At 57.5% G+C, this 19,658-nt stretch carries 12 protein-coding genes and 6 pseudogenes; 11 read left to right on the forward strand and 7 right to left on the reverse strand.

Annotated features, from left to right (window positions below; translation table 11 throughout):
* Positions 1–153 (forward strand): annotated as a pseudogene (locus ABID58_RS37495) (IS66 family transposase); the annotation flags it as partial.
* Here ABID58_RS37495 and ABID58_RS36440 read toward each other — a convergent pair.
* The 3 genes and pseudogenes from ABID58_RS36440 to ABID58_RS36450 form a co-directional block, all read right to left on the reverse strand.
* Positions 149–2,089: a recombinase family protein gene (locus ABID58_RS36440; RefSeq protein WP_354037663.1), complete on the reverse strand. Its 1,941-nt coding sequence runs from the start codon at positions 2,087–2,089 to the stop codon at positions 149–151. The pseudogene ABID58_RS37495 and the gene ABID58_RS36440 overlap by 5 nt on opposite strands.
* A 111-nt stretch (positions 2,090–2,200) precedes the next feature.
* Entirely contained in the window at positions 2,201–2,392 is a 192-nt protein-coding gene (locus ABID58_RS36445; RefSeq protein ID WP_354037670.1) for a hypothetical protein, read from the reverse strand.
* 106 nt (positions 2,393–2,498) lie between these two features.
* A pseudogene (locus ABID58_RS36450) lies at positions 2,499–2,618 on the reverse strand (hypothetical protein); the annotation flags it as partial.
* Between ABID58_RS36450 and ABID58_RS36455 the strand changes: the two are divergent.
* Together ABID58_RS36455 and ABID58_RS36460 are read left to right on the forward strand one after the other, a co-directional pair.
* The gene (locus ABID58_RS36455) at positions 2,583–2,735 is read left to right on the forward strand and encodes a hypothetical protein (protein WP_354037671.1); all 153 of its coding nucleotides are present in this window, start codon (positions 2,583–2,585) and stop codon (positions 2,733–2,735) included. The pseudogene ABID58_RS36450 and the gene ABID58_RS36455 overlap by 36 nt on opposite strands.
* Positions 2,696–2,899: pseudogene (locus ABID58_RS36460) on the forward strand (transposase domain-containing protein); the annotation flags it as partial. The gene ABID58_RS36455 and the pseudogene ABID58_RS36460, both read left to right, overlap by 40 nt.
* Positions 2,900–4,508: 1,609 nt before the next feature.
* Here the strand turns inward: ABID58_RS36460 and ABID58_RS36465 are convergent.
* The 4 genes from ABID58_RS36465 to ABID58_RS36480 form a co-directional block, all read right to left on the reverse strand.
* Positions 4,509–5,612 (reverse strand): CapA family protein, encoded by a 1,104-nt coding sequence (locus ABID58_RS36465; protein WP_354037664.1) that lies wholly within the window; start codon positions 5,610–5,612, stop codon positions 4,509–4,511.
* 1,491 nt (positions 5,613–7,103) lie between these two features.
* A complete protein-coding gene (locus ABID58_RS36470; protein WP_354037665.1) occupies positions 7,104–8,192 on the reverse strand; it encodes an amino acid kinase family protein in 1,089 nt (362 codons plus the stop codon).
* Positions 8,193–8,374: 182 nt separating this feature from the next.
* Positions 8,375–9,304: an IS4 family transposase gene (locus tag ABID58_RS36475; protein ID WP_354037666.1), complete on the reverse strand. Its 930-nt coding sequence runs from the start codon at positions 9,302–9,304 to the stop codon at positions 8,375–8,377.
* Between the two features lie 125 nt (positions 9,305–9,429).
* Positions 9,430–9,843 (reverse strand): IS4/Tn5 family transposase DNA-binding protein, encoded by a 414-nt coding sequence (locus ABID58_RS36480; RefSeq protein WP_354037667.1) that lies wholly within the window; start codon positions 9,841–9,843, stop codon positions 9,430–9,432.
* Between the two features lie 197 nt (positions 9,844–10,040).
* Between ABID58_RS36480 and ABID58_RS36485 the strand changes: the two are divergent.
* The 8 genes and pseudogenes from ABID58_RS36485 to ABID58_RS36520 all read left to right on the forward strand — a co-directional run.
* A pseudogene (locus tag ABID58_RS36485) lies at positions 10,041–10,234 on the forward strand (IS66 family transposase); the annotation flags it as partial.
* A gap of 665 nt (positions 10,235–10,899) precedes the next feature.
* The gene (locus tag ABID58_RS36490) at positions 10,900–11,619 is read left to right on the forward strand and encodes a hypothetical protein (RefSeq protein ID WP_144030578.1); all 720 of its coding nucleotides are present in this window, start codon (positions 10,900–10,902) and stop codon (positions 11,617–11,619) included.
* Between the two features lie 1,023 nt (positions 11,620–12,642).
* Positions 12,643–13,263 carry a GNAT family N-acetyltransferase gene (locus ABID58_RS36495; RefSeq protein ID WP_085398465.1) on the forward strand — a complete coding sequence of 207 codons (621 nt, stop codon included), beginning with the start codon at positions 12,643–12,645 and terminating at the stop codon, positions 13,261–13,263.
* A 323-nt stretch (positions 13,264–13,586) separates the two neighbouring features.
* A complete protein-coding gene (locus ABID58_RS36500) occupies positions 13,587–13,931 on the forward strand; it encodes a hypothetical protein (RefSeq protein WP_354037668.1) in 345 nt (114 codons plus the stop codon).
* A 592-nt stretch (positions 13,932–14,523) separates the two neighbouring features.
* Entirely contained in the window at positions 14,524–16,953 is a 2,430-nt protein-coding gene (locus ABID58_RS36505; RefSeq protein ID WP_354037669.1) for a CaiB/BaiF CoA transferase family protein, read from the forward strand.
* A 300-nt stretch (positions 16,954–17,253) separates the two neighbouring features.
* A pseudogene (locus ABID58_RS36510) lies at positions 17,254–17,916 on the forward strand (transposase); the annotation flags it as partial.
* A 41-nt stretch (positions 17,917–17,957) separates the two neighbouring features.
* A pseudogene (locus ABID58_RS37500) lies at positions 17,958–18,100 on the forward strand (IS3 family transposase); the annotation flags it as partial.
* A 313-nt stretch (positions 18,101–18,413) separates the two neighbouring features.
* A complete protein-coding gene (locus ABID58_RS36520; protein WP_144030576.1) occupies positions 18,414–19,148 on the forward strand; it encodes a hypothetical protein in 735 nt (244 codons plus the stop codon).
* Positions 19,149–19,658: the final 510 nt, after the last annotated feature.

Genomic DNA, 19,658 nt, shown 5'->3' on the forward strand with positions numbered 1-19,658 from the left:
GGGCTGACCCGCTTCCTCGAAGACGGGCGCCTCGAGCTCGACACGAACCCGGTCGAGAACGCCATCCGGCCAGTCTGCCTGACTAGAAAAAATGCTCTCTTCGCCGGGCATGACGAGGGGGCGATATACTGCTCATCTGTCGATTGCCTTATAAATCAAGAACATTTTGATGCGAATCATGAGGCGACGGGCGCCGTGATCGCCTGGCATCGGCTTCACGCTGGACCGTGCCGTTCTCGATATCTGAGATCCGAATGATCCAAGGGGCGCCTTTGCAAAGTTGATGTGCTGCTAACCTGCCGTGGTTGATCATACGGCGGATTGTTGACGGGCTGATCTTAAGGATTGTCGCCGCTTCGTCGAGCGTCGCTTCGCCGCGCTCCAGGCGCTCGCCATCGCGGTATGGCGCGATGCCGTGGGTCTTGCGCAGGCCACAGACTCTGGTACGCGTCCAGCTATTGCCTCGTCCGGTCGATTTGCCGGCTCGATTTAAGACGGCCGCGATCGATTGGTCCGGCATCTGGCGGGCCAACACATGGACGAGATCGAGCGTATCAGCCGCTACCGCCCAGCGAGTTAACCCGACCTTGTTCTTCTTTACGATCAGTCGGGTGTGATCGCCGCCTTGCCAATGGATGACTAGAGAGAGCGTGTCGTCCACAATATCGACGACGATCTCCTTGACCAATAAGCGAATGATCTTCTTACGCGTCTCGACCGTAGCTCCTGGGCTATCCCATGCTCGAGTGAGGTCTTTCCCGAGTGCCATCAGTCTTGCACGATCCTCAGTAGACACCATCGGCATCTGCTCGGCTGCGAAGCGATCGAGCTCATCTTCGAGCTCGCGCAGGCGGCTTAGCTTCTCGTTCCAGCGTCGCTCGAGCTCTCCGGCGACGAGCCGATTATCCGGATCGACCGCATCATACTGCCGGCGCGCCCGATCCACCTCGTATCGAGCCTGCCGACAAGCGTTCTCGACCTGCCGTCGTTTATCGCCGTGCTCCTGGCCTTGTGCCTCGAGGACGGCCAGCGCCGCTTCGACTCCAAGCGGCTGCAGGCGGTCAAGAACCTCTTGGGCAACGGCGCGGTCAACCCGCATACCACCGAAGCCTATGCAGTTGTCGACGGCTTTGGCACCGAATGGCCCGCGACAAACATAACGTTGGGTGTTGCCGCCTTTGCCGGTATAAGCGACATGCAATCGGCGGCCGCAGCGAGCGCAACGGAACAGACCAGGCAGCAGAGCTTCGCCGCGCCGGATAGCCCCGCGGCCCAAATAGCTCTTTCCGTTGGCATTGTCGGCGATCAGACACTGATTCCTTTCGAACTCCTCCCAGGAAATATATGCCTCGTGATGGTCGCGGATCAAAACTTCCCAGTCTTTCCAGTTCCGACGGATACTGTCGCGCACGACTCGCTTTCTGCCACCTTCGATCACAACGCGCGTGCCGCGCCGGCCGAAGACGTATGCGCCGGCATAAACCGGATTGGTCAGCACGTGGTGCAGTGTGTAATAGACTGGCGCTTTCCACTCGGCTGTTTGCTTGCCATGGCCTTGAACGACCGCCGGAACGACGACTTGCTCCTCCCGGAACCAAAGCAACACCTGCCGAATCGACTGCAGTTCGGCGAATTTGCGAAACACCAGGACGATGCTGTCTTGGACGCGCCGATCCGGGTCCTTCTCGATCCGGCCATCCTCGGCCTTGACGTAGCCCACTGCCACGGTCAGTAGGAGCTCTCCACGGCGTGCCTTCTGCTTAAGCGCCTCGAGGGAGCGCTGCCGGAATACCGAAAGCTCCATCTCGCTCATCGTGCCCTTCATGCCAAGCAGGAGGCGATCGTTGATCGAGCGAGGATCATAAATGCCGTCTTCATCGACAATCAGTGTTCCGACTAACCCGCAGAACTCAAGCAACGTATGCCAGTCGCGGCCATTGCGCGCGAGCCGCGACGCCTCCAGCGAAACAACGGCGCCCACCCGACCCTCGCAAATTGCTGCCAAAAGCTTCTCGAAGCCGGGTCGAACCGTGCCGGCGCCAGATCGGCCGAGATCATCATCGACGATTTGAACATCGCTCCAGCCCAATTGGCGAGCCCGGTCGACGAGGGCATATTGGCGCCGCTGGCTCTCCAGTTGTTCGCGACTTGGTAGGATGTCGACTGGCGGATATAGACGATGGCGTCGCGGCAAAGGTGCTCAGCGCTGATCTTGCTCATCGCGCACCTCCGCGAGGCTTTGGCCCGGCTGCCCGGCCGTTGGCGTGATTACCGCTTCGACGAGCAGACACCGCAACAGCGCTATTGCCTTCAGCCTCTCCTCGTCCGACAGTTCGGGCGGTGGTACGGCGATGGCGAACAGATCCGATTGCGTCCGCAGCGGGATCTTCATTGGCATCTCCTCCTTCGGGGGTGGAATCCCCCACAGAAGAGGCTACGAGATGATCGAGCATGGCGCGAAGCTCAAGGAGGGCCTTAAGCGGAATCCGGGGTGTGGCAACAATCACAGTCGAACCGGCTTGTGGGGTGACCATCCAGTCTGGAACGTGGAGCGTTCCGTCATGCGGCTGCCGGATTAAAAAGTGGCGAATGCCGTTATGTTCCTGCTCACCGACCACAAGAACGGTTTGACCAACGAGCGGGTGGAATGGATAGGCTACAACAACATCGAACGCCAGATTCCCGGCATTATGGCGCTGCTTCCGAGGTCGGGGCTGAAAATTGGGCCTTGCTAGCGTCGCTCGTCGCCACCTGCAAGCTCAACGACGTCAACCCGGCCGCCTACATCGCCGAAACACTCGAGGCCATTATCGACGGCCATCCCCATAGCAGAATCGAAGACCTCATGCCGTGGCGATTCCGCAAAGCGTCAAGCCTGCGTCCATACGGTGGCGGCTAAGCGCTTACTTTTGTCATCCTGAAAACCAGCGACGTCTTCCGGACCCGTGCTTACTTCGAGCCGGGCCGTAGTCGCGTCCGAGCGCCATGGCAACGGCCGTGCCTGCGGGCCATGAGCGCAAGACAGCACGATTCAAAGTCAAGCTGGGCGTCGGGGCTAATCGGACTCGAAGTGACCCGCGCACCTCGCTAAATCTCGGCGCCCAGGATGCATGATGATCGGGCGGCAGCGTTGCCCACTCCATTGCCAGCTTCGTCATGATGAGCTGATGAGCCTGGCTTTTCACTTCTTGATGAAGGCGACAAAGTCAGCGAGCCGTGGGGGCCTGGTGCCCGCACTTGTATCCCAGCCCCTTGCGCATGCTCAAGTACGTATCGAGTGCGGCGTGCGGATTGGTCATTGCAGGCCTCACGGCCAAGGCAGGCTCACTATTCTCAGCGCATCGAAGTCGACTTTCCCGTAACTCCGGGTAGCGTCGTGGTTCTCATGCCGCGGCAACTGTCCGATCTCCGACAAGGTCGCGCCAGATCGGAGTCGCTCTGTAGCTAGACTGTATTGGAAGAAATGGGCAGCGGTGTGCGCAACCCTCGATTCCAACGCGATCGAAGGCGGCCTTGACGATCATGGTGATCGCACATCCGGAAGCACAATCGATGTGCGACGCGAGTGTGCGGACGAACAACAGCAGGCCGAGGTTGGTCAGCAACAACAGAATGGCGTAGTCGCGCCGTCCCATCACCGTCTTAGGGTCGCAACCGTCGAGAGCCTTCCGTCTGAGCAGCAGGCAGATAGGTCGGCAGAGTTAGGAGCTTCCATCGCCGCATCGATCGAACGCAATCCGCAAACGGGCGCGCGTTCAGCCCCCGTGCTGGAAGTGACGGAGAAAGGCGCGCAACGACCGGCTGTCGCCTTGCCCGTTCCCGGGCTACAGTCCTTGGCGTGGCGCTCAATGTAGCGGATCGTCCGCTTGGTTGATCTTGCACAGGGGCGGCGGCGCCGCCGGAGCACACCTCGTGCAGGAAACTGCGGATGACCGGGAGATGGCGGACGATGGACCTTGGGGCCAAGCCGCGCTCTGATCTCAGGTAGGCATCGCACTCCTTGAAGATCCCTTAGCGCAGGGTGAAAGGCGGTACACCAATAGCTCGATCGCGACTTCCTCGCGCAGCACCGACAGCCATCGCGTGAGCACCGCCCGGTCACCGGGTTGGATAGACTACCTCCGGCCTCGATGTCGGAGGTACCGCTCAACGACCTGCTCATCGAGATCGTTGTAGCGACGGCCTGCGATCCAACTCAGGAGCCCGCCAACTACGTTGAAGCAACGCCACGCGCCGTGCCGAGCGAGCCTCTCTTCGACGAGACGAGCGGCGTAGCGCTCGACGAGCTGTCCGTGCGGCCCGCTTCTGAGACGCCGGTACAGCCGAGTTCTGCCAAGTGCTCTTCAACTTCCATCTTCCTGTTCTCCGCTGTTGACAGCGGAGGCTTAGAACGGACTATGCCGGACCGACCAAACGCCGCTCAGCGAGAAATCTGGCGAAACGACCCGACTCGGCTTAGTTCGGCGGGCGGCATAAACTTGCGAACTCAACAAGGTCGATCCGCTAGCCTATACCCCCAAGACCAAATCGACGTATTTCCTCATTTGTTTCACATAATTTGTGGGATGATCACTACCCTGTCCATTTAGATAATCCTCGAGCTTTTCAATGCGCATTACTCTTTGGCCACCTTCATAAGAAACAACCCGGAATACTGGGATAGGTTTTATACTTTCGATGTAAGTGCGGCTTTTGCCAGCTATAAGGCCCTTCGACAGTTTCATGTTTAAGATCATGCTTAAAACTAAGTGTGGCGCGGTATACCACCCCCACGTCAAGCTTCCCAAGGAATAGGCAATGACCGCAATGCGGTTGGGATCGCGCCTTGTGCGGTAATATTCAACAGGTTGAATAACATGAGGGTGATGACCTAAAATTAGGTCAACCCCTTCCTCGACCAATGCGCGAGCAGCCTCTATTTGTCTGCGTCGCGGAAAAAACTCAAACTCATAACCCCAGTGAATGGAAGCGATGATGAAATCACAATTTCGCCTCTTACAATCGTCGATTTGCGCTTTCAGCAATTCCAAATCGGTTGCAAGGTATTTCGACATCAGTTTAGCTGTGTGAATGCGATAAGTTTCCCTCGCGGGCGGCTGATGCCCATTCAGTCCAAATGTCGCTGATACGAATCCGATCTTGATTGCCGCCTTGGTGAGAATTTGACCTCGTCCGTATTCCAGAGGTTCTTGCGGAGCGCCGATACCCAAAATCCCATTCTCTTTGAACAGTCGTTGGGTAGTCTCAAGACCTTCTATTCCGAGATCGAACATGTGATTGTTGGCAGCATTAAGAGCTGTAAAGCATCTGCCCCTATGCCCGGTCAGAGTAGAAAATTGAGCAAATGAACAACACATAATCGGCGGACGCCCACCGCCAATGGCGTCTTCTACAGGCTTCTGGTTCGTTACAGGCGATTCATAATTCGCGAACGAAATGTCAACCCCAAAGAGCACATCCGAAATGTTTTCAAAAAGGATGTCCTTAGAAGACTCCAGCCCATCCGCCTGAATTAAATCACCCGCTGCGCCTAGAGTCAGGGATGTATGTTTTTTGAACTCATCCGGTAGCTCCACGAGAGATTTATCCCGCGAGAGCGAGACTTCAGGCATGCTCTTTTCTGATCTCAGGATCGGTCTTGCGCATTTGTAAAACCAGTATACCCCGTCAGTGAATGCCATCTCTTCAGCAGCGGTGGCTGCATCTGCGCGCGGATAAGCCCAGTAACCGAACAATATGGCGCACTTTACGGCTGCTAGTTTAACGATTGATGCTCGAGACGTGTCGAGAGGGGTTGCGGGAAGGTTACGTCGCATAACACGCTTCTCTTTTCTTGAAGAAGATGGCTCAGGCTACACCCAGGAGCTCGCTTTGAAACTACTAAGATCCATAGGCTGATATCGTGGTCCCGGAGCAGCCTCCGCCGATCAGGCTCTCAATTACCCACAAAACATTCCATAAAGCCCAGCGCGATCCCGATGAGGCACGACAACCCGCGCCACATGTCGGAATTGCCGGGCGGCAGATTGCTGGCGCGGCCGAGCAAACGCCATCCGGCCAATCTTGATCAGTCTGTGGCTAGAGCGTTTTCTGGTGCGACGTGGACGACGCGACGCGGACGCCGATTTTGTTCGCGTCAACGGGAGGATCGACGGTTTATCTTGGGCGGCACGGTTGAGCATCCGCATCCAGCGGACCGTCAACTCAGGATGCAAAAAGCGTAATCAGGTCGGTCATACGCCGGGCGCTCCTGAGCCCGCACTCCTCACCTTTGCGGCCTGATTTCCAGATCTTGTCGAGCACCTCAATCACTCATCTCACGACATACCATTCGAGCGTCGCAATCACCTCGACGCGGAAACCACCAGGCGTATCCCTGACCAGCGTTCCGCTCGATCTTCCTTCTGCTGTTCGGCATCATGCGCTCCTCGGCGTGGATCACTGCTAGGGTTAATGCCGGATAGCGCTTCCATTTTCCGATCGGCGCCAGGACGCGCATCTTTTGCACATCTGAACTCGAGGGCGGCTTAATCGGGAACGCCGTTTCCCTGACATCGAGGGGATGCGGTCCTTTGACGGCGACTTAGTTCATTTCGTCAGCGATCGTGTGAAGGCCGAAGTACTCGACCGGAACAAGGGCCGGCACAGCCCGCGGCCGCCCAGGCGACACTGGCGCGCTCGCTCACGCCAAGTGAACAGCAGTTCTGAGCTAATCCGTGTCGCTCTGCAGACCGTCTCGCCACTTGCAAGGTCTCTTCAACCTCCAACCGAGCGCACCTCCTCGTCGCAACTCCAAGGCCGCCGATCGTCGACCTGCATTCGCCACACGACCTTAAGGCCAGACCTACGGCCACATCCTCGGAACGCCTCTCAAATTAGAAACGGCAGCTCCGCTGCTCACCCCGTTAGCGCGGACGATCGAGCGGGTGTTGTGCCGTGATCACGCGCTATATCTCGCCAATTCTGTGAGAACAACTCCGTCGGATGCTGTCTCTCAATCCATGCGGCCGCCATTTCGGGATCGCATTTGCTGTGGTGAGGAGTCGAGGATGTTAATTTGTCCGCGAGGTATACCAGGTACGACGACAGCGCACCTACGTAGCTCACAGCGTCACGGCCAATCCCGGCTCTTCAGGGTAAAGAGTGGCGTGTACTCTTCGAGCGTAAGAAACCGCAGCATCCAGATCCTGGAATTCGCGTGCTTTTTGCTTAGCCGCATTGATCTCGGTAACTAGTACTCTTGTCGATATATCGAGCGGCTTGATCCCTCGTTGCGCAAACTTGGTGACGGCAAACTCTGCATCATGACTTAGATAGATCGAATGTCCTACATCTCCATCGACAGTGATCCACGTAATGTTCAGTTCGCTCAGGAGAGCTAACGCTATCTGCTGCTCGCAGGAGCTGCCGAACGTTACGCGTTTTGCCGAGCGATTAATCACAACGCTCGCAACCTCGCCCACGCTGCCGACCTGCGTTCCGACGATCTCCGGCACCAACGATTTACAAGAGATTACGATTCCACGAGTAGAAGCGTACTCGACGGCTCCGTGGTGAAGAACTTTGGCGCCGCAGCGACCCATGCGACTAACAGTGGCATAAGAAATGTCTTGCACCAACATCGCCTCGTTCACTAGATGCGGATCGGACGTGTAAATACCGCATACGTCCGAATAAATTTCACACGAACTGCTTCCTACGATGTCGGCCGCCACCACAGCGGTTAAATCAGAACTATTACGTCCAAGCATTGAGATCCGCCCGCTCTTATCTAAGCCCTGGGCGCCGGCAACTATGACCACTTGGCTTACCTGCAGGGCGCTAAGAAGCGGCGCCTTGTCTATATCTTCGATGTATGCGCGATTGAAGTCAGACGACGTTTGGATCCCCGACGAATAGCCGAACAGAGATGATGCCGGAATTGAATGCCTCTCTAACGCCGCCTCGAGTAAGCCGACGGAGGCAATCTCACCCGTCGTTAAGACGGTGTCCAATGCGGCACTGTTGCATCGATCGTTTACCGAGAACGCCAGTGCCTTCAGGGACTCAGTGACCCCGTACATTGCACTAACAACGACAACTACTTTATCTGCATCAGTAGCGAGTCTGTTCGCTATGTGGGTAGAAACTGACCGGTAGCAATCCGCCCGCCGGAATGAAGAGCCACCGAACTTCATCACTTTGACTGTCATAGTGAAATGACCTCGTTCACGTTTTCAGGAGATGCGGCGTTTCACGCAGCGTGTTTGCGATTGATGTGCCTGCGCGGCTAGTGGCACATTACCGGAGGAGCAAAGGTACATGCACCTACCAGGGCCGGGAGTATTATTCGGCCCTCGTCGGTTGAGAGGTAAGCATCCGGTGAGGCTTTCAATTACCCACATCGTCGGCGAGTTCCGATTGAGAGGCCGAAGGCGATGTCATTGAGGCGTGTTAGGCCTCGCCAGACGACCATGTTTCCTGGCGGCGGATCGTGGTTGCGTGCGAGGAAGTCACCGAGCATGGCGATCTGGAGCAAAATGGTGGCGAGGGTCCTGCGCAGGATTCGCGGCTTGGCCCGCGCCGCGTCGATGGCATCAAGCGTCGCGATTTCGGTTGGCGTAAGGACTGTCTCTGGCGCAACCTCGGGCTTTGCTCGTGCGGACATGGTGAGGAAGAAGATGCGCCAGCTGACCATCGCGATGACGGCGAGGAACTTGGCCAGCCGCTCGGCGGTCTCAAGCCTCGCCTCTTCGGCGCGACAGCCAGACTTCATGACCTTGTGAAAAACCTCCGCCTTCCAGCACAAGGCGTACCATTCGAGCTTCTCGATGGCGATGGCGAAATCTGCGACCGGCAGATTGGTCACGAGCTTCCAGTCGATCGGCGGACGGTCCGCCGGCGGGTCGATCTCAAGGGCTTGGATGTAGGTGAGAAGTTGAGGACTGTATCGCTTCTGCTTGCCGACAGGCGGCAAGGTTTGGATGGCGGCGAACTTCACGTGCACGCACGCCGTCTCATCCTGTCCGATCGCGACGTAATGGCGTCCCGTCCAAGGCGCAGCCGAGAGCTGGGCGAAGACCCGATGAGCTCCATTCCGCCGCTCTGCGCCGGCGGGGGTGGCGTCCAATCGATTGGTTTGCACCCGCACCGTAAAGCGCGTGCCGAGATCTTGCGCCAGGCAAAAGAGCTCGTAGATGTCGCTCTCGCGGTCGGCCACATGCACGCAGCGCTCCGGCGTGCCCACGAGCGCCATCGACTGGCGCAGGTTCTCCAGCCACCGATAGCTTTCCTTCGTCTCGATCGGCACGCGCGTGGAGTTCACGTGTCGCTTGAGCGTCCAGGTCCCTTGAACTTCGTGCGTGTCCAGCACTTCGCTGCCGTCAGCCCGAGCGGCGTGCCGCCGAGGGTTACAGCCAGGCTTGAATGCATCAGCACCCCGCACAAAGGTCACCACATTGGGCTGACCACCTTATAACGTCCGGCGTTGATGGTCTTGGTGAAGCCGATCGTACCCGGCTGCGCGCGGCTGTAGATGAACTCGGTGGTATCCTGCAGAATGAGGATGGGTCCTTCGCTCGCCGCGACCGCCAGGCGCTGCGCGGCAAAATGGCCGGCCAACATCCCATTCTCGGTAACGCGCGGGTTGTCGAAGAAGCGATAGGCCGCCTTCGTCCTCGCCCAGTCACCGCATGCGGCCGGGACCGGTTGACCAGGTGCCGCCGACATCTGATCAAGCAGCCGGCAAAATCGGCGCGCCAGTCGCTTGTCTGGCAGTCCTACCGAAACGACTTCGTCGTCATACCAGCCTGCAGCGCGCCCGAGTCTCCGCTCATCCGTGACGCCTCCGCGAATCGGCGTCATAGACAGAATCGCAGACGATTCAACGGATGCAAATCCTAAGTACGAGATGTGGGTAATTGAAAGCTGGTGAGGACCGCGGGGCGGTCACTCAGCTGCCTGATTGACTTGCTTATTTTGGTCTCGCGAATTTGAGGGCAGCAGTTCTGGCCTTTTTGAGACTTGGTTGCGGAAGCGATGTTCCCGGTTCCGCGTTCGTCGTCATCAAGCCAATTGACTACTTGCTCTCCGGTGGGATGGCATTGGCCGGTTTTCCCATGATGGAAGGGTTGTCTGACGAACAATGCCGCAGAGCGAGCGCTGCGCGGCTTTGCTGTTCGAAAGGCAGCTCGCCGACGTCTTCGCGCACATCGCCGACATGCCGCAAAGCCGGTTGCACGAATTGTTAACATAGAGCTGGACGCCTTCCGCGCCGGTAACCTCTCCTCAGGCAACGTAATCATGCACGTCAATAACGTCCATTCCGTCTTCACCATCGGTCGCGTCGCGAAGGACCTCCACGGACGAGAAACTGGCTCTGGGACGTGGCCAACGGGATGGATCCAGGGGGGAGCCTCATCTGGGTCTTCGATGTCGCTGACGACGGCATCATGGCGTTCACTAACTTCGGCATGGAACACCTGATGGAGCTCGTCAAGATATGAAATCGGTGATCCGCTGTTCGCGGCGTAGCTCGGATGGAAACCACAAGAATCACACCAAGAGTGCCTATCGGCGCTTGCATGTTTTGCTCGGTCGGAGGGCTTACGATCAACCAGAACAGGGTCCTCTCCGTTGCGGAAACACGCTTGCTGTTCGTCGCGGCGGTGACCATACGCGGGCGATCGAGATCAGGGCCTAGGGAGGCCGATGGTTGGCGACCGGGTGTCGCTCGAGTACGCGCCAGACTTGCTCGCAGATGACCTGATCTAGCGCCAACGCAGCTCCGACCCCGCTACCGCTCTCAAAGCACTGGCGGCCACCAGAGTAGGTAGTGTCTCGATCCGTCGCTACGCTGTACCGTCAGCGACTTCTGCGGGTATGCGTGACGAAACTCATCTCGATAGGACAGGGTCTGCAATGACAAGGCTAGTAAATCCGTTGCGCGTCTCGCGTTGTATTCAGATACATGACGACGCCGTCACTGACGCAAGGCTTTTGGTCGGCTTCGACTTTCATGAATATCTTTCGATCACAAGGGCCACTCCAACAAAAGGGCCGACATATCCGAACTTTCGGCCAGATCGCTCGCCAATCAAATCAGGCGAGGGGTATTGGATTATGGGCGTCGACAAGAAAAATGACGTCGCGATCTTAGCGGCCGCTCGACTGTATGATCTTTCGCACACCTGCTTTGCAGAACATTTTCAATCATTGAGAGCGTTCTACGCTGACCCGACTATACATGCCCATCCTCTGGACCGCTGTACTTGTACAGCTCCCAGCGCGAAGAAGATAACCGGCAAGGTGGCCTACCACGGAGATTATTGGGTCCGCAGGGACTTTAGAGGAAAGGGTATGTCCAAGATCATAGCGCGAATAACACACGGCTTATCTTTTGCTTTGTGGGCTCCGGACTTTTTGTGTGGACTTGTCGCGCGCTGGTCCTTGGACAAGGGTATCGTTGCGCAATACGGATACGCGCATCATGAGGAAGGCGGGTCTATATTGCAGCTGGTGGAAAACAATATTGTGGATGACGATTGGCTTGTTTGGCGAACCGGCGAGGAATTGAGGAGCCAGTTTGATCCTGGCCACAAAGGCGACCTGATTCAAACTACGACAGTGTGTCTCGCATGACCGACATGGTGGCCCAGATGGTGGGGCGATGTACACTTAATGCGCTGGTAAATGATTTGCTCGCGTTGGTCGAAACAGCCGGGGGTATACTAACATCGCGTCGGGCGACCTTCAGATGGCGATCAACGGGCCAGACGATCGTTGCGAGAGCAGGATTGGTGCGACGAGGATACAGGGATTCCCAACTGCCGCACGTCCCATCTCGTATTGCAAGAGTAAAGGGGCGGCGAGAGGCTCCCTGTGCCTGTTGAGGTCTTGGCTGCTTGTGCACGCACGTCCCAATCCGATAAGTGCGGTTCGTCGAGAGCGGAGACTCGTGCTAAGAAAGTGGCGGATGGTGAGTGTCGTCCAAACCTGCGTGCATCTCCGCGCGGGCTCACGTGCTGCTCGCAACTCGGGCAGATAGTGCGCCCATGCACTTGCGTGCAACTCTGCGTTCAGCGCCGGCAGGTAAGCTATCATAGGCGGGAGATATCATCTTCATGGACTTCACATTGTCCCTGCTCGACATCATGTATCTCTCCGAGCAACGGGACCGCGTGTTTCCCTGATCAGGTCTGGCCACCTCTTCAAAACGGAGGGCGCATTGATAACCACCAATTGCACGGCAAATAACAGTGTTTTTTCGACTTCGACGTGTCACGACGAGATAATTGCAATGGAGGAAGGCCCTGTGGTCGAGACGAATTCCCGCGTTTCGGTTGGTGTCACGCCCTGGGTATCTCGAGGCCTGACGGGAGCAGACGATTCAGGAGCGCCTGCCCGTTGCGGATCTTGGCTTACGACTCTGCGACGACCCGCCAAACTAAGGGTGCTACGTCTCAGGCCGCATTATGCCGGATCGCGACGCAACCCTGGCCAACGGCATCGACTCATACGAGCTGACGGAAGCGAGTTCGATCCCTATCGCCGTGATCGACCATCCAAATCGGCGCAAATTTGCTCGGCTGGCATCCCTGTGCAAGCCGGATCCCTTAGGACGCCAATACGCCGCCCAATGCCATTCTCTGCTTCAAGAACTCCATGCGCATTCCCCTGTTTCGAGAAGACACCAGCCTTCGCTATGAAGCCGCATCACCCTCCGATTGGAACACACAGATGATCACACATCAGACCAAACGTTTGATCCTTGTCCCCATGCAACGCGAACACGAGGCGGAATTGTTCACGCTGCATAACGATCCGCTCATCCAGAAGGCGATTTTCAAGAATGTGCCACAGACCGCTAAGGATGTGCACAAGATGCTCGATATGTTTTTGGCCCAATGGCGCAAAAATCGCTTCGGCGTCTGGATGGTATACGAAAAGACCAACAACATTCCGCGCTTCATTGGTCGCTGCGGTCTGTGCGACTATGAGGATACCAATTATCTGGAACAGGCGACGGCACTTGGCGAACAGGCAGCAGGACGAGGTTTTGGTGCGGAGGCCTCACGCTTTGCGGTCACGCATGCCTTGGAACACTCTACCAAGGAAAAGATTGTTGCTGTCATTCAGCATGGAAATGTGCGGGCTGCGCGGCAAGCCAAGAAGTTTGGGCTCCGCTATGTCGACGATCGCTGGCGGGACGGAAAATTCTACCAATACTACGAGTTGACCCGCGAGGAGTGGTTCTCCCAGCCACACCACCACCTACCAGGTTAACACGGATACTATCCGAAGCTGTTCGGTGCTACGAGTAAGTCTTGCGGCGAGGCGCCGGTTCGGGAAACACAGTGGTGAGCCTCGGCCTCGGGTTGGATCTGATCCGGTGAACTACCACCCCGGGGGCGGGATTTAGCGACATTAGGCTAGGGCGGTTTTTTAAGCATTCACGCCGTTCGGCTAGCGTCAGGCGTTGGATGCAAACATCGGGAGCAGATGTCGATTGCCAACCGATAGATAAGCGCGAGTGCGCCGGCTACATTCTTCGCGAGCTGATCGCGTAGGTATGGATCGCCAACTCCACGCGGCTTCGGCTGCGTTAGATGGACACTCAGAAAATGCGCAGCACACTCACATGGGCCGGCTGCACCAGTTGCCCCCAGTGGCCATCAAAATCGGTCACCGTTGCAATCTCAATATGGACAAATCCGTTGTTTGGCTCGAGTCAACGTAACGAGTCGACATTATTGATGCCGTTCGTGTCGGTCGACCCAATCGTCCTGCAGGGCAGTAAGAGTCCCGCGGCATGTCCTTCCAAGCGCAGCAGCGTCGGCGCAATCATCACGATGGATCTGGCGGGCGTCATCGGCACCTTCTTGAACTTCTTGGAGAAGGACAACACGAATGCTGCAATGCTTGCCCTCGTCGAGGGCGCGCGCGTTGCTTGAGAAGTACGCATACTGACCCCCTCCTGTTGCATTTCCGACATTGCGGGCCTCAATTAGACATAGATGTGCGAAAAACATACCAAAAACGTGATCCAGGTTATCTCTTACGTGTAGCTTGAACATCTGCCCCTACGATAGGCGTGGTGTGACATAAACGCTATCGGCGCATCTCCGCATCCATGCAATGTGTCGCTTGCGGCTCGCTGTGCGGCCGAAGCGAAGGACCTTAGACAGAGCATTGAAAACGCTATCTGGTTTTGACGCTAACCAGGCGCACAGTAGCAGATCAGATATCGGAGCAGACTGCGCGCATGAGGTACGCATAGTGGGCGCCGTGCGCCGATCGCAACCATCCAGTTACCAACGCGCAGTTGTTTTCCACTCCACTCCACGCTGGCACGGTCCTTGCCAATTCCTGTCCGATAGCTGTCAGCAGCGGTGTGCGCATCGACGCGCAGCGGCATATAGCAGCCGACATACTGTGCGTCGACTATCGTTGTAGAACTAGTGTTTTGGCTTGACGCATAGGCAGCTTGATCGTGAGCATTGCGATTTCGCTGTTTAGCGATCGTGCAAAATAAAGGAGCTCTCAATGTCAGTGTTTTCGCATCTCCGGGTTATCGAGATCGGTAGCGCACCCGCGGCCAGCTACTGCGCGCGCTTGTTTGCCGATTTCGGTGCGGCTGTTCAGAAGGTAGAGCCGCCGGCAGGCGATCCACTTCGCCGCACCGCGCCGCTCACGCCCGGCGGACAGAGCGCGTGGTTCGCATTCTTGAACTTTAACAAGTCAAGCATTGTCATTGATGCCAACGAGCCGGATGCGAGCGCGCGGCTGACGACGTTGATCAAAGATTGCGATATTCTCGTTGATGGGCGCGACGTCGATTCCGCAGATTGCCCGACGATGGATATCGCCGCGATCCGCCACGTGCATCCAGACTTGATCTACATCGAGGCGAGCTGGTTCGGCCGGGAGGGGCCCTATGCAGGATTCGCCGCAACTGATTCGACGGTGCGCGCGCTTGCCGGCCTCGTCAAACTGGTCGGCCCGGTCAAGGGGCCGCCGCTGCACGCGCCTGATTTCCAGACGGGTATCCTTGCGGGTCTCTGGGGCTTCATTGCCACGGCTTCTTCGGTAGTTGCACGAATGCGGGAAGGGACAGGGCGGTCGTGGTCGCTGAGCATTTTCGAATCGACCCTCACTCTCAGTGAATATCACATGTTCGAGGCGTTCGCGTGTGGCGACGTAATGCGCCGGATTGGCATCAACCGCTTCTGGCCGGGCGGTCCGGCCGGCATATACGATACCAAAAGAGGTTGGCTCGGCGTTACTACGCTCACCCCAGCGCAATGGCGCGCATTCTGCGATATGCTGGGCCTCTCGGAATTGCGTGATGATCCGGCTCTGGTCCTTGCCGAAGACCGTCTTCTGCACATGGAACGGATCGAACGACAATTTGTGCCGAAGCTGAAAGCGCGGACAGCGCAGGAGTGGTTTGTAGAGGGACTGAAACAGAAGGTTCCGATCGTACCCGTACCCGAAATATCCGATCTGCTTCTCGATAAAGAGAAGAATGCGCGCGGCGCGATCGTCCCAGTCTTGCTCGGCGAAGAACAGGGTTTGACCGCCGGCTCGATGCAGCGATTGACGTTGACCCCCCCACGACGGGGTGGGAGGGTCCCGGCCCTCGGTGAACAACAGGCTTTCGCGAGCGCCAGAACACATCCGATCCGTACCGGATTGGCTTCGTCCGGCCGCATCGATGTCGGCGGGCAGCCCTTGCATGGGATTCGCGTGGTCGACTTCACGATGGGTTGGGCGGGCCCATTGTGTACCCGCACGCTGGCTGATCTCGGTGCGGAAGTCATCAAGATCGAGGCCATTCAATATCCAGATTGGTTTCGCGGCGTCGATCGGCGGCCTGCTTACGTGAACGGCCGGACGTTCGAAAAGACGCCCCGGTTCTGCATCGTGAACCGCAATAAGCGCGGCATCACACTCGACCTGAAGCGGCCGCAAGGCGTAGCTCTTGCTAAACGACTTGTGGCGGGAGCCGATATTGTCGTGGACAATTATTCGGTGGATGTGTTGTCGAGGCTTGGCCTTGGCTATCAAGTCCTCTCCGCGCTCAACCCTCGAATCGTTATGATGTCCATGTCCGCCTTTGGCGCGGATAGCGTCTATCGCGATTGCCGGGCTTATGGCTCGACTCTCGAGCAAGGCTCTGGTCTTCCGAGCGTAGTCGGAAGCCTCAACGGATCACCAGTGATGAGCCACACCGCCTTCGGGGATGCTGTCGGTGGGTTAAACGGCTGCGCAGCAGTTCTGGTCGCTCTCATTCACGCCCGAAGCACCGGTCAGGGACAGTTCATTGATCTTGCGCAGATCGAATGCATGATGCCGTTCGCGGCGCCATGGATCACCCTCCAATCGATCAGTGGCATGCGGCCGATGAAATACGGCAATCGACATCCGCAGTTCGTGCCGCACGGCTGCTTCCGATGTGCGGGTGAGGACAATTGGATAATGATAGCCGCGACCGACGCGCACATGTGGCAGAGGCTTGCGGTGCTAATCGGCCGGCCTGAATGGGCGATCGACGAATCTCTGGGATGTGAGAAAGCTCGTCGATCGATCGAGGACGATATAGAGATACGGCTCGCGGCCTGGACGCTCACCCGGGAGGCGGACGAAGCCATGTCAGAGCTGCAAGCCGCGAAGATTGCCGCCGGTGTGGCCCGCCTGCCAATTGACCTGCTCAAGGATGAGCACCTCAGATCGCGGGCATTCCTGCAGGAAACCGAACGCGGTTTCATCGGCTTGCATCCGCAGCCCTCGATGCCCATTCGCGACGGGGGAGAGCCGTATGCGGTCCGTACAGCGGCGCCGACGCTCGGACAGCACAACAGAGAGATCCTATCAGGGCTTCTCGGCCTCTCGAGCGCCGAAATCGCGCAATTGGAGAGGGAGGGCATAATCGGTACGGTGATGCTTTCCGACGAAAGTAACGCCCACCTTTAGTGCGGCATTCGAGTCTGAGTTTTATCATGATCGGCTGAGCGGAGGACTGGCAGTTCGTAATCTGGAAGCAGAACCCGATACTCCGTATGTGCGATCGAGGGGCTAGTGCTGCCGTCTGACACGAGGACAGCAGGTCCGAACTCTGGGTCGTGTCGCTGGTAGTAATGTAGCTCGGTAGAGCAAAGCCGTCCGTACGCGCGCCCCAAAAGTGTCTTAGCGGACGGACGGCTTTGCAGTGGTCACTGACGCTTCCTCGGTATGGTCGGGTTGCGAGCACCAACCTGATTCGAGGAAGTACCGATGATCGACGACACGATGTATCTGCGCGCGCTCGTGGAGAAGACCCCCCGCTGCCGACCTGTTGCGCGAGACGATCGGCTTTGCCGCCCACCGGCTGTTGGAGCTCGACGTCGAGAGCCTGACCGGGGTTCCTTACGGGGAGAAGAACTTCGAGCATCGGGCTCAGCGCAACGGCTACCGCGATCGCAGCTGGGAGACCCCCGCCGGCACCGTCGAGGTACGCATCCCCAAACTGCTTAAAGGCTCCTACTTCCGGGGCTGTCTCGAACCGTGGCGGGTGGCCGAGAAGGTGCTCACCGCGGTAGATGCAGGAGGGCTATGCCCAGGCCGTCTCAACCTGCTCGGTCGACGATCTGGTGCAGGCGACGGGCACGACGGGGGATCTCCATTGAGCGAGGTGTGCGGCTGTGCAGTGGGTCGACGACCACATGAAGGGCGGTCCTGCAGCGACCGCTCGAACGGGTTGGCCGTATCCGTGGATCGACGCCCCCTACGCGAAGGTGCGCCAACAGCGGCGCATCGTCTCGCTCGCTGTGATCATCGGGTCGGGGTCAACGGCGACGGCCGGCGCGAGGTGCTCGGCATGGATATCGGCCTATCGCAGGCCGAGACGTTCTGGACCGCGTTCCGGCTGGGGGCGTCAAGCTGGTGATCTCCGATGCCTCCAGGGCATCAAGGCACCGTTGAAAGGTGCTCAACGCGAGCTGCTGGACTGGGCCACACGACATGTTCTGTCGTGGCGGCTGTCGATCACCATGGAACAGCCTTCTGCGTGGAGACGCTGGAGGCTGCCTTGGCTCGTCACGGCAAGCCGGACATCTTCAACCACGGATTAGGGCTCGCCTTCTATAACAGCAGGCGTCCCATTCGCGCTTGACGGCAGCACGCCCGATCAAGTCTACTTCGCCCGCTGCCACTCCGCACCTAACGCCAGCAGAGGCGCCAGCTATCGATGTGGACTCTGTTCACACACCCGGGACTAGCTCTCCCGAGAGCACCCTGCAGCCATCGAATGGTGGTGCCAGCGCGCTTGCTCAAAGTTCGGATCAATACTCCTCACCAAAGTTGGTAGTGTCTCGATCCATGGGTGATGCTGTACTATCGGTTGGTAAGCCGCCGTATAGCTTTCACGCACGTATCACGAGAGGAACTTTGCAGCAATGACAAGCGTAGTGGATCCGCTGAAAGTCTCGCGCTTCCTACAAATATACGACGAAGCCGCTGTCCAAAAAGGCATCAAACTTTCGATAGGATTTGATTTTGATGAGTATATATCGATTACACGGGCCACTCCCACAAAGGGATCGACGTATCCGAATTTCCGGCCAGATCGCTCGCCAATTAAACCAGGGGAGGGATATTGGATTATAGGCACCGACAACAAAAACGAGATCGTGCTTACCGAGGCCGCTCGATTGTACGACCTTACGCACAGCAACTTTGCAGAGAATCAAGAATCCCTCAAAGCGTTTTACGCTGAACCGACCCTGCATGCTCATCCTCAGGATCGTTGTTCTTGCACAGCGCCAACCGCGAAGAAGATAACGGGCAAGGTTGCGTACCAAGGGGATCGTTGGGTGCGCAAAGATTTTAGAAGACAGGGCGTACCGAAGATTATGGCAGGAATCGCACGCGGTGTGTCATTTGCCATGTGGGCTCCTGACTTCGTATGTGGGCTTGTAGCGCGCCGGCTACTAGAAAGGGGCAGTGTCTATGGATATGGGCATCATGAACCCGGCGGCTCGATATTGCATTTGGTGGAAGAGGATATCTTGGACGACGATTGGCTTACGTGGCTCACGGGTGAGGAGTTGAGAAGCCTTGTCGATCGTCAGGATAGAACCGAGCTACTCTTAGCTCTGTCAGCTTCGTCCACATCACCGGGCGGTGTGTAGGCTTGGTAGGCATCCCAGCAAGCGTGTGGCGTAAGAGTTCGATAGGAAACAACGACGAGCGTTTTCCTAGGGCACAATGCCGCGTCATCGCTAGGTCTGTCCAGTCGACCAGTTCTATCCCGCGAGTTCCTCATTCCAAGCACGGCGGTCGACCCGATCGGATATGGCTCTTCGCTGATTCGCGTTAGGATAATTTGGTATGAGTGGACCCGCCGCACTTTTAGGCGTCCCGCCAGGTCAACTCCTTGCATTCGAGAACTGATTTCGAGGGCAGTTCCGCGCCATCGGGAATGTCTTTTTGATATCTGTGCGAGGCTTACACTAATGACCGTGAATGATCATCCCTCCTCAGATATGAGGGTGACATCGATCACCAAATGCGCCGCTAACAGCGGCTCAAACTCGCCGGCGGGCTCCTATAGCGCGACAATCTGGGTGGGAAGCGCGCGACAATCAGGATGGCGAGTCGGTGTCGCGGCGAGGTGATGATTGCCGCGATGATTGTCGTGC

This window comes from Bradyrhizobium sp. S3.2.6 (assembly GCF_040546885.1).
GTDB classification, from domain to species: domain Bacteria; phylum Pseudomonadota; class Alphaproteobacteria; order Rhizobiales; family Xanthobacteraceae; genus Bradyrhizobium; species Bradyrhizobium cytisi.

Excerpts from the sequence above, each read along its gene's own strand:
- ABID58_RS36480 (WP_354037667.1), bottom strand. The coding sequence starts at position 9,843 with ATGACGCCGATTCGCGGAGGCGTCACGGATGAGCGGAGACTCGGGCGC.
- ABID58_RS36465 (WP_354037664.1), bottom strand. The coding sequence starts at position 5,612 with ATGCCTGAAGTCTCGCTCTCGCGGGATAAATCTCTCGTGGAGCTACCG.
- ABID58_RS36495 (WP_085398465.1), top strand. The coding sequence starts at position 12,643 with ATGCGCATTCCCCTGTTTCGAGAAGACACCAGCCTTCGCTATGAAGCC.
- ABID58_RS36520 (WP_144030576.1), top strand. The coding sequence starts at position 18,414 with ATGACAAGCGTAGTGGATCCGCTGAAAGTCTCGCGCTTCCTACAAATA.
- ABID58_RS36505 (WP_354037669.1), top strand. The coding sequence starts at position 14,524 with ATGTCAGTGTTTTCGCATCTCCGGGTTATCGAGATCGGTAGCGCACCC.
- ABID58_RS36500 (WP_354037668.1), top strand. The coding sequence starts at position 13,587 with ATGGACACTCAGAAAATGCGCAGCACACTCACATGGGCCGGCTGCACC.
- ABID58_RS36490 (WP_144030578.1), top strand. The coding sequence starts at position 10,900 with ATGACAAGGCTAGTAAATCCGTTGCGCGTCTCGCGTTGTATTCAGATA.
- ABID58_RS36470 (WP_354037665.1), bottom strand. The coding sequence starts at position 8,192 with ATGACAGTCAAAGTGATGAAGTTCGGTGGCTCTTCATTCCGGCGGGCG.
- ABID58_RS36445 (WP_354037670.1), bottom strand. The coding sequence starts at position 2,392 with ATGAAGATCCCGCTGCGGACGCAATCGGATCTGTTCGCCATCGCCGTA.